This is a genomic window from Blastocatellia bacterium, assembly GCA_025054955.1.
In the GTDB taxonomy this organism is placed as follows: domain Bacteria; phylum Acidobacteriota; class Blastocatellia; order HR10; family J050; genus JANWZE01.
Window position 1 is genome coordinate 23,365 of the sequence record JANWZE010000112.1, and the last position, 15,463, is coordinate 38,827.

Annotated in this window: 11 protein-coding genes; 6 read left to right on the plus strand and 5 right to left on the minus strand. The window is 56.8% G+C overall.

Features of this window, described 5'->3' with window-relative positions; translation table 11 throughout:
* Positions 1-345 precede the first annotated feature (345 nt).
* The 5 genes from NZ823_14215 to dusB all read right to left on the minus strand — a co-directional run bounded on the left by NZ823_14215 (position 346) and on the right by dusB (position 9,550).
* Positions 346-1,119, minus strand: a complete 774-nt coding sequence (locus NZ823_14215) for a hypothetical protein (protein MCS6806281.1) — start codon at positions 1,117-1,119, stop codon at positions 346-348.
* A gap of 460 nt (positions 1,120-1,579) precedes the next feature.
* Complete coding sequence (zupT, locus tag NZ823_14220) at positions 1,580-2,485, minus strand: zinc transporter ZupT (GenBank protein MCS6806282.1); 906 nt, start codon at positions 2,483-2,485, stop codon at positions 1,580-1,582.
* A 122-nt stretch (positions 2,486-2,607) separates the two neighbouring features.
* The gene (locus NZ823_14225) at positions 2,608-3,600 is read right to left on the minus strand and encodes a 2-hydroxyacid dehydrogenase (protein ID MCS6806283.1); all 993 of its coding nucleotides are present in this window, start codon (positions 3,598-3,600) and stop codon (positions 2,608-2,610) included.
* A 14-nt stretch (positions 3,601-3,614) separates the two neighbouring features.
* Entirely contained in the window at positions 3,615-7,232 is a 3,618-nt protein-coding gene (locus NZ823_14230; GenBank protein MCS6806284.1) for an FAD-dependent oxidoreductase, read from the minus strand.
* A 1,142-nt stretch (positions 7,233-8,374) separates the two neighbouring features.
* Positions 8,375-9,550 (minus strand): tRNA dihydrouridine synthase DusB, encoded by a 1,176-nt coding sequence (gene dusB, locus NZ823_14235; GenBank protein MCS6806285.1) that lies wholly within the window; start codon positions 9,548-9,550, stop codon positions 8,375-8,377.
* Between the two features lie 69 nt (positions 9,551-9,619).
* On the opposite strand from dusB, the gene NZ823_14240 reads away from it, so the two are divergent.
* The 6 genes from NZ823_14240 (at position 9,620) to NZ823_14265 (ending at position 15,273) form a co-directional block, all read left to right on the plus strand.
* Entirely contained in the window at positions 9,620-9,826 is a 207-nt protein-coding gene (locus NZ823_14240; GenBank protein ID MCS6806286.1) for a hypothetical protein, read from the plus strand.
* Between the two features lie 2 nt (positions 9,827-9,828).
* The gene (gene serC, locus NZ823_14245) at positions 9,829-10,926 is read left to right on the plus strand and encodes a 3-phosphoserine/phosphohydroxythreonine transaminase (GenBank protein MCS6806287.1); all 1,098 of its coding nucleotides are present in this window, start codon (positions 9,829-9,831) and stop codon (positions 10,924-10,926) included.
* 219 nt (positions 10,927-11,145) lie between these two features.
* Entirely contained in the window at positions 11,146-11,613 is a 468-nt protein-coding gene (locus NZ823_14250) for a CBS domain-containing protein (protein MCS6806288.1), read from the plus strand.
* A gap of 71 nt (positions 11,614-11,684) precedes the next feature.
* Positions 11,685-13,544, plus strand: a complete 1,860-nt coding sequence (locus NZ823_14255) for a 2-oxoacid:acceptor oxidoreductase subunit alpha (GenBank protein MCS6806289.1) — start codon at positions 11,685-11,687, stop codon at positions 13,542-13,544.
* A 13-nt stretch (positions 13,545-13,557) separates the two neighbouring features.
* Positions 13,558-14,613, plus strand: a complete 1,056-nt coding sequence (locus NZ823_14260) for a 2-oxoacid:ferredoxin oxidoreductase subunit beta (protein ID MCS6806290.1) — start codon at positions 13,558-13,560, stop codon at positions 14,611-14,613.
* A 135-nt stretch (positions 14,614-14,748) separates the two neighbouring features.
* Positions 14,749-15,273 (plus strand): CBS domain-containing protein, encoded by a 525-nt coding sequence (locus tag NZ823_14265; protein MCS6806291.1) that lies wholly within the window; start codon positions 14,749-14,751, stop codon positions 15,271-15,273.
* Positions 15,274-15,463: the final 190 nt, after the last annotated feature.

Sequence of the window (15,463 nt, forward strand, 5' to 3'; positions counted from 1 at the left end):
TGATGAGTGAACCTTGTCCCGTCCGGCTCCGGATCAACACGAATCGGCCGGCCCGCGCCGTTCGTCTTTTACGCAGGCACGACGAAACACTGTGCAAGGATAGTTGCCGCGAAAGCGCAAGCGATTCCTGAGCATGGGCAAGAATCGTTGCATGAACTGAAGCAAACAGCTAACGACTAAAAACTGATCGCGCACCCAGAGCAAGTCTCCGTTGCCTCAAGCTGGAGGTCACACATCTTCCGGGCTCATGCACGCCGGAATCGTGCGCCCCCAGGGCACACTCATTCATGAACTGCTCTCGCGCGAGAAAACCGTCGGCTCATTGCATGAGCTAACGGTACGGGACTACAAAGTTGTCCACGCGTGGACCCCTTCCTCCCAGAAAAAGACTTTCCCATCTTGCAGCCACGGGATCATCTGGCGACGCGCCGCATCCTCAGCCCCTTCCGTGGTCGTTTCGCCGGCCACAACGGGAATCGCTCGATAGCCGGCCTTGCGCAACAACTCAGCACGCCGCCGCGCCCGCTCCACATCGTTCACGTCAACCGTCGTGGAAATCTCCACCGCCAACCACAGCTCTGGCCCCTCCGGTTGCTCTTGCGCCGGCCCGCACAGCAGCAAATCCAACAACAGCACATCGTAAATCTCATCCTTGGACAGATGCCGCTCCAACGTATCGAGCAATGACGGCAGCTCCACCACGCGCGGCCGCCGCACTAAGCGGCCAAAGTAGGCTTGCGCCCGCTCCCGGTACTTCCGCTCAAGCTCTCTGCCTTCCAGGTTCCCCACCCGGCCTTCCAGCCGAGCGAACCGGCCTTCCAGCCGATCCATTCTTTGTTCGAGTCGTTGCTGGCTTTCGAGCATCATGCGTTGCGCTTCGGCCAGACTTCGCTGCGCTTCAGCCAGTGCTGCCATCTGCTCTTCCACGCGGGTCAGCCGTTCCTCCGTGCGCTGCTGCGCCTCGGCCAATGCTCGTTGCGCTTGGGCCAGCTCACGAACGATCGCCGGCAGCTCGAGCAATTCATCGGTCAATAGCAACCGACGCAACTCGGCCCGCCACTGCGGATGGTCGCTCAATAGCCGAACCAAGTCGTAATAATCATGCACCTCAAACGCCATGTCTGATCTCCTGACACGCACAGTGTAGTTGCTGCTCATAGCAAAGAGCAAGGCGAAGTTTGCCCGTGCAAGAGGCTCAAGGCTTTGCCGGGCCCTGCTTCTCGTGCGTGAAAAGTGTGTCCGCGAAAAGCCCTGGGAGCGCACGCCTCAGCCGCACCTGTTGAGCCTGCCAGAGGCAGACGCTCCCGGCTATGCCTGGCGCACACGGGCGATTCGTTCGTGAGGTGGGATCACTCATGGCTGATTCTCCTGGATTGGCTTACACCATTTACAGAGGGAAAGACCAGTCCATGAAGCCCCAAAGCATGGCGAGACCTGAACTGACTGAGCGGGACTGTGCGATCTTCACTTGGCATTTGCTCTGCGTCTTATCAATCCGCATTCCGCGCCAGTTCAATCCGCATTCCGCGCCAGTTAACGGTCGTGAAGCTGTGCTGTCAATGGCCTGCGCCGCGGCAGACTAGCTCATCAGCAAGAGACTGATGGCCATGACCCCCATACCGGCCATGAGGCCGAGCAGGCTGTCGTGCCCCCTGCCGTAGGCGCGGCTGGTCGGCAGCAGTTGATCCAAACTGATGTAGACCATGATGCCGGCCACGCCACCGAACAGTACACCTACGACTTCGCTCGGGATGGCTCCCGTTTCACCACCCGTTAGCAACCGCAGCATCACATAGGCCACGATAGCGCCTAGCGGTTCAGCTAAACCGCTCAGACAGGAATACACGAATGCCCGCGCGCGGTTTCCTGTGGCATAGAAGATCGGCACCGCCACGCTGATTCCTTCAGGAATGTTGTGCAGCGCAACCGCCACGGCGATAGCGACGCCGACGTTTGGGTCTTGCAATGCTGTCACAAAGGTAGCCAAGCCTTCGGGAAAATTGTGAATAGCAATTGCCGTCGCTGCGAACACTCCCATGCGCATGAGCTTTCGGCGATGGCGACGATGATCGTGCAAGCCGGAGAGCGAATACTCCGTTGGATGCTGGGCAATCGTGTCGAAGTCCGGCAGCGGGGCTGATGCGCTATGCAGTGGGGCGGTCTCATCGTGGGCGTGGACCTCATGCGGATTCTCAGCGGCTGGAATCAGATTGTCCACGATACCAATCAGCAGGAGACCGCCGAAAAACGAAGCCAGATGAATCCACTGTCCCCAGTATGCGCCATAGGCTGCGCTCAGCACATCAACGCCCTTATGGAAGATCTCCACGAACGATACGTAGAGCATGACGCCTGCTGAGAAGCCTGTGGCCACCGAGAGGAGGCGGTAATTCGTGCGCTCGGCGGTGAATGCGATGGCACTGCCGATGGCGGTGCTCATGCCGGCAAACGCCGTCAGGCCCAGTGCAATCCATACGTCAGTCATGTTCTCGTCCCTTGTTCGCTTATCTGCACGTTAAGTGATCAGCGATGGCAACCAGCGGCATGCCGACGCCGTTTCTGATCTGTGTGATCCATTGGTCTTACCGACGGCGTTATCCGCTGTTGTCAGAGGGTGAGTTGATTTGCGCAGTAACCATGCTGCTCAATGTCGGTAATGTTGGCCAGCGTTGTCTGAGCGATGCTTTCTAACGCATTGCGGGTGAAAAAAGCTTGATGCCCGGTGATCAACACATTGGGAAACGTTAGGAGCCGCGCGAACACGTCGTCTTGGAGCACAACATTAGACAAATCCTCGAAAAACAGTTCTTCCTCCTCCTCGTAGACATCCAGGCCGAGGTAACCAATTTTGCCTGACTTGAGGCCTTCGATCACAGCCGTTGTGTCAATCAACGCTCCGCGGCTTGTATTGAGCAAGACAACGCCCGCCTTCATCTTCTCTATCGCCTTGGCGTCAATCATGTGGTACGTCTGCGGTGTCAGCGGACAATGCAGCGTGATGATGTCTGCCAATGTCAGCAGCTCGTCCAGTTCGACATAGCGCAGCCCAATCCGCTCACTGTCCGGGTGAGGCGTCAGGTCGTAACCCAGTAACGAGCAGCCAAAGCCGTTCATAATCTTGGCTACCTCGAATCCAATTTTGCCCGTTCCGATGATGCCCACCGTCAAACCATACAGGTCAAAACCGAGCAAGCCATCGAGCGCGAAATTGCCTTCGCGCACCCGATTGTAGGCCCGATGCACTTTGCGGTTGAGGGCGAGCAGCAGCGCGACCGTATGCTCAGCGACGGCGTGAGGCGAATACGCCGGAACCCGCACAACGCGGATGTGATTGGCTTGTGCCGCTCGCAGATCAACATTATTGAACCCGGCACAGCGCAGAGCGACCAGATGAGTGCCGCCTTGCGCCAATGCCGTCAGTGTGACGGCGTCCAGTTGATCGTTGACAAAGATGCACACTGCTGGAAAGCCTTTGGCCAACGCGGCTGTTGCCTGACTCAGCCGAGCGTCAAAGAAGACCAGCTCGTGGTGGTGTCGCTCATTGGCCGTTTCCAAAAATAAGCGATCGTAGCTCTTGGTGCTGAATACGGCGACGCGCATGCGAACGGCCTCCTTCAAACCATCTGCACTTCGCGTTGCTCAAACAGGTGATCCAGCCACAACGAGGTCAGTTTCTCGGCTGCTGAGTTCTGCCGCAATCGCTCGCTGAGGAACCGGAAGTCAACATGGTCAAGCGGCTGATCCTGATTGAAGCAACTGAACACCAGTGTCTCACGACCGGTTTGCGGGTCTACGTGTCGTTGCAGACATTGCGAGCAGACTTCCTTCATCATGCATTGCATCGGCGAGTTAATCGAACCGATGGCTACTCGTTCGTGCAACACGTCGCGCAGCACCGTATGACGGGCTTCGCGCACAGCGTTCATCATGCGATCAGACCCGATGCAGATGAGCCGATCCACCTCCTGCAAGCGGATGGGCTGGGGTCCCAACTCGCCGCGCGCATACCGATCCATTGCCTGGACGATATTGCCGACAGTGGTTCGGTCTTGCGGTCGGTGAGGCGGGATCGGCTCGCCTTCATCCACGCTCCAGACGACGATGTCGCAAGCATCTTCAATCGCCCGGCGCTTGAACAGGTCAGCGCGGCGCTTATAACCGGCGAAGTAGATGACGCGGTTACCGCGCTGCTTCATCGCCGCGGCAATCGAAAACAGCACCGCATTCCCCAATCCGCCGCCGGCCAGCAGCACGGTTTCGCCATTAGGAATTTCCGTCGCCGTGCCGGTCGGCCCCATCAGCACGACTTCTTCGCCAGGCTCAAGAATGGCGCACAAGCGCGACGACCCACCCATCTCTAACACGATGAGCGAAATCAATCCACGCTCAGGGTCTGTCCACGCGCCAGTCAACGCCAGTCCCTCCATCGTCAGGCGAATACCTTCGACCACTTCGGCTGTGCTCTCGTAATTTTGCAGACGATAGAACTGACCCGGACGAAAATGCCGCGCTGCCATCGGCGCGCGCACAATGACTTCAACAATGCGATCCGCCAAGCGAATGGCATCCACCACGTGCGCGCGGAATCCATCTTCTAGCACCTCAGCAAAGCGCACCCAGGCATTTTCCCGTTCGGGCTGTTCCTCAAGGTCCTGCGCTGCGACTTCCTCTTCAAACAGCTTGGCGATCTCCCGATAGCCGTGATAAGCCGACGCCATCGCTTTGACGACACTGCCGGCAAAAACCGGGTGTGCATCGCCGTAAAACGTGATGAATCGTCCATCGCGCTCATACGAAGTGAAGAAGCCGACCTCCCCCGGTCCCACGCGCTCAACGTGACGCGAACCATCAGCCGCCCGCACAACACGGTGCATGGCGAAACACTTATTTTTCTCGTCAATCACGAATGTACCCGGATGCTCTTTCTCATAAACAATGTTGGGATTCGTACCGGCCGCCACCATCACGGCGCGGGCCGGAAATTCGACAATCTCGCCGGTATCTTTCAACTGACCATCTACGAATTTCATGCGCGTGAATTGAACAGCTCGCACATGGTTGTATTCATCCAGCAGGCATCCCACCGGATTCATACACTCGACAAAGCCAATGCCTTCCTCGAGCGACTTGATGATCTCTTCATGGTTGAGGCGATAGGCGGGTGAGTCTTGCAGGCGCCTTCGGTAGACAATGGTGACGCCGCCCCAGGAGCGCACCAACCGGGCAAAATCAGGCGGACGATTTGCGGCAGCGGCGGCGGCTCGTTCGGCCTGCACCATGCGGCCATGCATTAACCAGGTGCGCACGGTTCGCTGTTCCTCCTCGTCGAGCTTAGCCCAGATGGCGTCTTCACCGATCAATTGCTTGAGTCGCTCAAATCGTTCCAGCGTTTTCTCCACCTGGGTCACGTAGTAGGCTTGCAGTTCGGTGGCCGTATCAATCGCCGTCAGACCGCCGCCGATGACCACCGCCGGCAGCTCGACCTGAAAGTTGGTCAGCGAATTTTTCCGATAGGCGCCCTGCCCTTGCAAACCCATGAGAAAATCGGAGGCCATGCGCACGCCGCGAGCCAGATTATTCTTCATCGGCACGATGGTCGGTCGTCCGGCGCCGGCGGCGATAGCGATGTGATCAAAGCCCAGCTCCCATGCGTCCTCAATCGTGATCGTGCCACCGAATCGCACACCGTCCAGCAGTCGAAACTTCTTGCGTCGCATCAGGATGATGTAATTGATGTCGAGAAAATTCTTGTCCCAGCGGACCGTGATGCCATACTCAGCCACACCGCCGAATCCGACTGTGGGGCGCGTCGAAAGCGGCCCCATGATTTCACGCACGTCGCGAATCGGGCGCGGGACGCGCCGCTTGGACCCGCGCAGGTGCACAGCCAACGGCTCGATCTTGAGGCCATCAATGCCAACAACGCCGAACCCCTCGTTGAGCAAATGGTGGGCCAGTGTGTAACCGGCCGGCCCCATGCCAACAACCAGAACGTTTTTGCCGTTGTAGCGCAGCGGATAGGGTCGGCGCGCGTTCAAGGGATTCCATCGAGTCAACAGGGAGACGATCTCAAATCCATAGGGCAGGTGCAGCACCTCGGTGAGGATGCCCGTTTCAATCTGCGGGATGTTGACAGGGTCCTGCTTTTGAAAGATGCACGATTTCATGCAGTCATTACAAATGCGATGACCTGTGCCGGCCAGCAGCGGATTGTCAATCATGATGACGGCCAAGGCTCCAATCAGGTGTCCGTCGCGGAAGAGCGCGATCATCTCGGAGATTTTCTCGTCCAGCGGACAGCCGACCAGCTCGATGCCCAGCGGGTTGCGTTGCACGGAGCCATCTTTGTTCAACAGCCCGATGCTGCACGAATCTTTGCCGCGCAGATGGCACGTCAAACAATAGTGCGCTTCGCGCAAATTTTCTCGCCGCGTGTACCGCGGATCTGTCAAATCAAAGCCATCACGATAGCGCCGTGTCTCCGGCGGTCCCATGAAAAACTCCGGCAGATCAGGCCGTGGATGAATGCGTGCAACCAATTCATTGAAGTCCGTTTTGTGTGGTAGGTGAAAACTGGCCATCTGCTTTCGCCGCCCGGCCAGCGCCGGATGAAATGCCAAGGCTTGAATCCATTGTTCCACCTTGGCCAGATTGGCTTGCGCCGTGGCTCGCGTCTCCGCATCAGTGGCTTGCTCAATCGTCTGGTGGAGCGTCATATAGACCACAGCCAGCTCACGCTCCGGATCGGCAAACAACGCAGCATCCGAGATCAACGCATCGGCCACCTCGCGGTAGGCAAATTCCAATTCGACCGGGTCCATCTCAGATAACGCCTCTGGCGTCGGCGGCTCCTTCAGCAAACGACGGTCGAGAAACTGGCGTTTCCACTTGAACACAATCTGATCGGCTCGCACCCGTTCGCACAGCGCGCGATATTCATCCTCAATGTGAAACAGGCGAGCAATGAAATCGCCGACATAGGGAGCTACTCGCATCAACAGGTCGGATTCCTCAAGCCGTGTACGATCTTTGCCGCCTGAATCGCGATACCGCATGAAGTCTTCCGCCAGCGCCGGATCAATTCGTCCCAATTCGCTGAGAAAGACACGATCCAACGCTTCAATGCGCCGGACGCGATTTAAGTCGGCGTAGCGGAATCCCGGTATACCCAGTTGAAAATTCCACGCCCGCGCTTCATCTCGAATACTCGCAGGCAAATGTTTCAGTGCCATCGTCTCACCTCGTTGTTTGAGTTATCGTCAAGCCATTGCATGATACTGTTTCAGTCAGAGCGATCAGTCGCCTTATCTGAAACCGGCAACCTGACCGCTGCCATCTGTCCTTGAAAGCCAACAAGCCTGGTTTCACGGCGACCATATCACGCCAATGTTTCAGCCATGCTGGTTGGCTCTTCGCGCGAGAAAATTGACAGAAGTTATACCCGCCCTAAGTGCCGTAGGGCAAGCGTCCAGTTGACGCATCCATTGAAGCGCCCGTCGTCAACCAGAGAAACCGAGACATCACACGTCGTGCGTGGCCCATGGGCGCCGACAAGAGTGAACGTGCAGCTCAGCGCGATGCTGCTGCTGAACGATGTGGCACAGGTGTTCCCGCCTGTTCGCCATTTTCATCCTTCGTGGCGAGCCTCAGCTCGTCAGCGATTCCTATGAAAATAGCCCACGAAACACGCGCATCACACGAACGAATTGTATTTTCATCATTCGTGGCGCGCGCGGAGCATAAGGGGGATTCCTCGAAAAACGTGAAAACTCGGCTTGCGCCGGAGGCGCAAACAGCAGGTAGCCAGATGTGCAACGTCTGGAACAGCCGATCAAACAATCGTAGCGCGTTGGAGACGCGCCAAGACATGGCTGTTCCCGGCGAGCGGTTCACCTGCATGAACGACCCAATAGGAGCACTGCTGGCGCCTCTCCAAGGCGCCTTGGGCATTTGGGGATGACGTCCGACCCAGACGTTTCACGTCTGGCTACCCCCTTGCGGCGTCTAACGACGCCGTGTCCAGAGATCGCTCGTTCAGAAATAACTATTTTCATGCTTCGTGGCGTGCTGTTGCCATAGGTGAATCCTCGGAAAAAAACCATTTTCATGCTTCGTGGCGTGCGTGGAGCTCACGGGCGGTTTCTCAGAGAATGTGGCACAGGCGTTCCCGCCTGTTCGCCATTTTCATCCTTCGTGGCGAGCGCAGAGCCCATGGGGGGATTCCTCAGAGAATGTGGCACATGCATTCCCACCTGTCACCCATTTTCATCGTCTCTCCCGCGTCGCTGCCGGTGACATGCAACTTCTTATCAGCAACATGAGCGACTTCGCACACTGAGGAACAGCCAGCCTGTTGCAAGCTGGCGCGCCCACGTTAGCCCCAGCACGAGGCGGCGATGTCCTCCGATTCGCCAGCAAGGCTCACGAAACTGGTGTCAGCTTCTAACCGCTGAGCAGCTTCATCAAAAAACTCGCGGACACGGTCCAGAAATCGTCGGCGTGTGGTCAGTTCAGGCATCCGCCCGCGAAACGCAGCGGCGTTGGGCAACCCTTTGACGTAACCGCCAAGCTGATTACGAATTTCGATGACTGCTCGCTCTTCGCCTGAATAAGCGCAGAACAATTCAAAATGCCGCAGCAACGTAGCCTGCCGTTCCAGAAGCGACGGTTGAGCCGGCGGCAGCGTCTGTCGAATCTCATCCGGGAGGTTCAGTTGTTGTGCCTCGCGCAGCACGCATTGACGAAAAATCCATGGATTACCGATCGCGCCGCGCGCCACCATGACGGCATCGCAGCCGGTTTGCTCCAGCATGCGATGCGCATCAGTTGCCGAAAAAATATCGCCATTGCCGATGACTGGAATGCTGACAGCTTGCTTGACGCGAGCGATCAACTCCCAATCCGCTCGACCTGCGTAGCCTTGCTTGCGCGTGCGCGGGTGAAGCATGATGGCATCCACGCCTTCGTCTTCGCAGAGCCGCGCTACCTCGACGGCATTGACGCTTTGGGCATCCCAGCCGGCGCGCATTTTCACGGTCAACGGAATCCGCACGTGCGGACGGAGAGTCCTCAGAATATGACGCAGCGTCTGCGGGTTCTTCAACAGCGCCGCGCCACTGCCGCCTTTGACAACTTTGGCCACCGGGCAGCCACAATTCAGATTGAGAATGGTCGCGCCATACTCTTCAATGATCTGAGCTGCACGCAGCATGACCGGCGCATCCGTGCCGCTAATCTGCACCATGACCGGATGCTCGCCGGGCAGAAATTCCATCATGCGAAAGCTCATGTCAGTTTGATAACTGAGGGCGACGCTGCTGAGCATCTCTGTTGACATCAGCGCCGCGCCCTCAGCCTGCGCAATCACACGATAGGCGAGGTTCGTCACGCGGCACATCGGCGCCAGCAGATAGCGGCTGGGAATCAGCACCGAGCCGATGCGAAATGATGTAAGCGGCAGCCGGCGCCACCACACGCTTTCTGCCGACAGATCAAGCGCCTCGAAATACGCCGGGTCCTTGAGGTAGGTCACCGTTCGTTGCTGTGACATGCTGTTCATCTTTGACGATTCTCACGCCGGTTGTCAATCATCGCGTGGTGACCGAGCAGGCTACCAACAATGAAAATGGACTACAGGCAGGTCCTCATCCCGATTGTCAATCATCGCGTGACGACGGAGTGTAACCGACAGATGCTTGACCGTGGCCGAGCCGGCGCGTTGCGTATGGTTGAAGCCAAATTGGGTTGTGACGTAGAATCAGACGGCAGACCGGCGACCGAAGACCGGAAGCTTGGGTCGCCGGTCTCGTCATTAAGGAGACCGTGATGATGGAAAAGCGTGTCTACAATTTTGCCGCTGGTCCGGCGATGTTGCCGCAGCCGGTGTTGGAAGAAGCTCAACGGGACCTGCTCGCGCTGCCCGGCGTCGGCATATCGGTTCTGGAAATCAGTCATCGCTCCACATGGTTCGATGACATGCTGCAAGCTGCCGAAGCAAATCTGCGTCGGCTGCTCAACATTCCTGAGCACTATAAGATTTTGTTTCTGCAAGGCGGAGCCAGCCTCCAATTCTCGATGGTGGCGATCAACTTTCTACGTGGAACCGGTCTGTCAGCCGATTACATCGTGACCGGTTCATGGGGCGAACGCGCGCTGCGCGAAGCTGAACGGGAAGGCGCAGTGCGTCTAGCCTGGCACGGCCAAGACGATCACTACACGCGCGTACCGCAGCCGGCTGAGCTTGATCTGAACCCGCGCGCGGCCTATGTCCACTTCACGTCGAATGAAACGATCCAGGGCGTTCAGTTTCCTTCAGAGCCAGAGGTCGGCGATCTCCCGTTGATCTGTGATAGCTCATCTGATTTTCTCTCGCGGCCTATTGCGATTGAGCGGTATGCGCTCGTATATGCCGGCGCACAGAAAAACGCTGGCCCAGCCGGCTTGACTATCGTCATCATCCGCGAGGATATGCTGGATCGCGTGCCGGACGACCTCCACGCAATGCTCGATTATCGTCTGCTTGCCAAGCATAAATCGGTGTATAATACCCCAACCGTTTTTGCTATTTACATTCACAAGTTGGTGACGCAATGGCTGCTCGATGAAATCGGTGGGTTGGAGAAGATGGCTGCGCGCAATCGGCAAAAGGCACAGCAGCTTTACGAGGTGATTGACAGCAGCGATGGGTTCTATCGCGGGCATGCGCATCCCAGCAGTCGTTCACTGATGAACGTGACCTGGCGCATGGCCGATCAGCAACTGGAAAAGGAATTCCTGCAACAAGCTCAGGCGCGCGGTCTGGTTGAATTGAAGGGGCATCGTTCCGTTGGCGGCCTTCGCGCTTCGATCTACAACGCGATGCCGCTGGAAGGTGTACAGGCGCTTCGTCAGTTCATGATTGAGTTTCAGCGCCAGCATCAACGCTGAGCGATTCGGCTCGGCTCCAGATCAAATCAGCAGGATGACGATGCCGCCGGCTTGCGGTCTTGGGTAGTTGGTTCTCGATCTGTTGTGAGTGGCGCTCGATGCCATTGAAGTGGCTGCGTGGCCGGCTTGAATCAGAGCTTTACGCTCTTTGGCCTTTGCAGTAAAATGGCTCCTCGCTCATGATGGCGTCGAGTTCAAATCAAGGAGTGGCAATCGAGTGTGTCTGTTGAAGCCGAGTTAAAACAGTCCAAGATTCGTTCTCTCAATTTGGCGCCGCCGGTCTCTGTTTCGGTTGGAACAAGCCTTGGCCAGGTTATTGACGTGATGAAAACGCAGCGGGCGGCCTGCGTTCTCGTCTGCGAGCAGGACCGCGTCAGAGGCATCTTCACCGAGCGGGACTTGCTCACCAAAGTCATCAACACGGCGAGCGATCTGGCAGCGCCGATTGACGATTTCATGACGGCTGCGCCGCGTACACTCAGTCTGGATGATCCGTTGAGCGACGCGGTCATGCTGATGCATGAAGGCGGTTATCGTCATATCCCGTTGGTGGATGGCTATGGACGTGTGAAAGGGCTATTGGATGTTCGTCACATCATAGAGTTTCTTGCCGAGCAATTTCCTACCGAGGTGCTCAATCTTCCGCCGCGGGTGCACCAACACCTGAACACGCCTGAGGGGGCTTAGTTCAACGAGGTAGCGTCAACGGCGGGCATACATCCTGATCATTGAGGGGCTAGAGGAGTCAAATAGCAATTATGGAAGCAGCAACCGTATTACCTTTAGAGCACCGGATCGAAGAACTCGATTCGGTGACAATTCGATTTTCGGGGGATTCCGGCGATGGCATGCAGTTGACCGGAACCCAATTCACCAATACGACGGCAGTGGTCGGCAACGACTTGGCAACGCTGCCTGATTTTCCGGCTGAGATTCGCGCGCCGGCTGGGTCGCTGCCCGGCGTCAGCAGCTTTCAGGTGAATTTCAGTCGTCATGATATTCGCACGCCGGGCGACCAACCCGACGTGCTGGTCGCCATGAACCCGGCAGCCTTGAAGGTGAATCTGCCCGATCTAGTTGAAGGCGGGATTTTGTTGGTCAACACCGATAGCTTCACTGAAGTCAACTTGCTCAAAGCTGGCTACAAAACCAATCCACTGGAAGACGGCAGTCTGGCCAAGTACCGCGTTTACAAAGTCCCAATTACGACGCTCACCCTGGCTGCCTTGAAGGATGTGGAGATTCCTCATAAACAAGCTGAGCGGTGCAAGAATTTTTTTGCATTGGGATTGATGTACTGGCTTTATGATCGTCCGCTGGACACAACCTACAAGTGGATTCAAACGAAGTTCGCTAAGAATCCCGCTATCGCGCAGGCCAACACACTGGCTGTGAAAGCCGGTTATGCCTACGGCGAAGCGACGGAGATGTTCACCACGCATTATCGGGTGCGGCGCGCAGCCATTGAGCCGGGCGTCTATCGTAACGTCACCGGCAATGAAGCGACGGCCATCGGTTTTATTGCCGCCTCGCAATTGGCCAATCGCCCGTTGTTTTACGCCAGCTACCCGATCACCCCGGCTAGCGATATTCTGCACGAGCTTTCGATGCACAAAAATTTCGGCGTCAAAACATTTCAGGCCGAAGACGAAATCGCTGCCGTGTGCGCGGCAATTGGCGCAGCGTTTGCCGGGTACCTGGGATTGACCGGCACAAGCGGTCCCGGCTTGGCGTTGAAGTCGGAGGCGATCAATCTGGCCGTGATGACTGAACTGCCGCTCGTGATTGTGGACGTGCAACGCGCTGGCCCTAGCACAGGCATGCCGACCAAGACGGAACAGGCCGATTTACTGCAAGCGATGTTCGGACGTAACAGTGATAGTCCTGTTGTTGTCGTGGCGCCGGCCAGCCCAGCCGATTGCTTCACGATGGCGATTGAAGCGTTCCGTCTGGCCACCAAATACATGGTGCCGGTGATTTACCTATCTGATGGGTATCTGGCCAATGGCGCCGAGCCATGGAAAATTCCTTCAATTGAGAGCCTCCCCAAATTCGATGTGAAGTTTCGCACTGATCCGGAAGGCTTCTATCCCTACCTGCGCGACGAGACGACGTTGGCCCGGCCATGGGCCATTCCGGGCACGCCAGGCCTGGAACATCGCATTGGCGGCATCGAGAAGCACCATCTGACCGGCAATGTCAGTTACGATCCGGAAAACCATCAACTGATGACCAACCTGCGCGCTGAAAAAGTAGCGCGTATTGCTCAAGATATTCCCGAAGTGGAAGTCACGGGCGCGCCGGAAGGCGACTTGCTGGTCGTTGGCTGGGGCGGCACCTACGGAGCGATTACTTCGGCTGTGGAGCGTGTGCGAGCGCAAGGCGCCGCTGTCTCCAGCGTCCATCTGCGTTACTTGAATCCGTTTCCGCGAAACCTGGGCGACATTCTTCAACGATTCAAAAAGGTGCTGGTGGCCGAGTTGAATAATGGTCAGTTGGCCCTGTTGATACGTGCTCGCTACCTGGTGGACGCGCTCTCCTACGCCAAGGTGAAAGGTCAACCGTTTAAGATCGCTGAACTGGTTCAACGGATCGAGCAGGTCTTAGCTACGCTCTAAGGAGTCAACACGTATGAATGCACAGAGCCAAGAACGTGGCGGCAACGGGCATGCGCCGACGCCGCCGATCAAACTGACGCGAAAGGATTTTGTTTCTGATCAAGAAGTGCGCTGGTGCCCCGGTTGTGGCGATTATGCCATTCTGGCCCAAGTGCAAAAAGTCATGCCGGAACTGGGTATTCCTCGTGAAAATATCGTGTTCGTCTCCGGCATCGGCTGTTCCAGCCGGTTCCCCTACTACATGAACACCTATGGGTTCCACGGCATTCATGGAAGGGCGCCTGCCATTGCCACTGGCATCAAGGTTGTCAATCCCAAGCTGTCGGTCTGGGTTGTCACCGGCGATGGCGATGCGTTGAGCATTGGTGGAAATCACTTCATTCATGCCCTTCGTCGCAATCTGGACATCAAGATCATCATGTTCAACAACCGGATTTATGGCCTGACCAAAGGGCAGTATTCGCCGACATCGGAATTTGGCAAGAAGACCAAGTCCACGCCGCAAGGTTCAATTGACTATCCGATCAATCCCATCAGCTTGGCGCTGGGCGCGGAAGCCACGTTTGTCGCTCGCTCGGTGGACCGCGACACCAAGCACCTGGCCGAGATGATCGAGCGCGCGGCGCACCACAAGGGATCGGCGTTCATTGAAGTTTTTCAGAATTGCAATATCTTCAACGACGGCGCCTTTGAGGCCTTTGTGGATCGAGCAGTCAGAGATGATCGCATGATCAATTTGGAGCATGGTCAACCGCTGCGGTTTGGCAAAGACCGTCAGAAAGGCATTCGCTGGACCGGCCAGCGACTGGAAGTGGTGGAACTGGGCAACGGCGTGAGCGAGTCAGACTTGCTGGTTCACGATGAGCGGTCGCCGAATCCGGGTCTGGCCTTCCTGCTGGGACGCATGGAATACCCAGCATACCCGGTGCCTGTTGGCGTGTTTCGCGCCATTGACCGGCCCACGTATGAAGAGCTGCTTGAACAGCAAGTTCAAACAGCTATTCAACAGCAGGGCGCCGGTGAGTTGAGCAAACTGCTGCACGGCGCCGAGACGTGGACGATTGAATAGAAGAGAGCGGATTGGGCAGATAGATCATCCACGAGGACGCCACATTCTTTTGAGAGTATTCAGGAAGAGATGCTGTTTAGTCGCGCTTGAACCGGACTCAGCGCTGTTTGCCCTCCGCGCTTGAAGGAGGCATTCATGATTTGTCCTTTTTGTGGTTACGACAATATCCCCGGCAGCGACCGCTGCGCCGAATGCATGCACTCGTTGCGTGATTTAGACCTACCGCAACCGAAGGAAGGGCTGCAAAGGCATTTGATGCAGGATGCGGTCAGTCTCTTGAACATGACTCATCCGGTCAGCCTTCAGGTGGACGCCTCCGTGGCAGAGGCCATTGAGCTGATGAAGCAACACCGCGTCGGTTGCACGTTAGTGCTTGATGGCGAGAGGCTAGCCGGCATCTTCACCGAACGGGACGCTTTGTTCAAGCTGGCTGCCTCGCCACACGATCTCAGTCAACTGACGCTGCGCCAGGTCATGACGCCGGACCCTGCCAAACTCACGCCGAATGATTCAATGGCCACTGCCTTGAACAAAATGTCTGTCGGCGGGTTCCGCCATCTGCCGATTGTTGATCAGGCCGGCGTGCCACTTGGTTTGATCTCAATCAAAGACATCCTCGGCTATATTTACGACACCGTGCTTCGCTCAGAACCGCTGTAGTGAGCGTGGATTTCACAAAAATCGCTCATGGCACAGCACCGTGATCGCTTGTTCTGTTTGTTGTGACTGTAGTGAGCGTGGACTTCACAAAAATCGCCATGGCGACACCGTTGCGTCATCGTTGGAGATACCACGCCGTCGTGAGCCTGGCAGACAATGATCGGGCCGTGTTTGGAACATTGAGATTTTG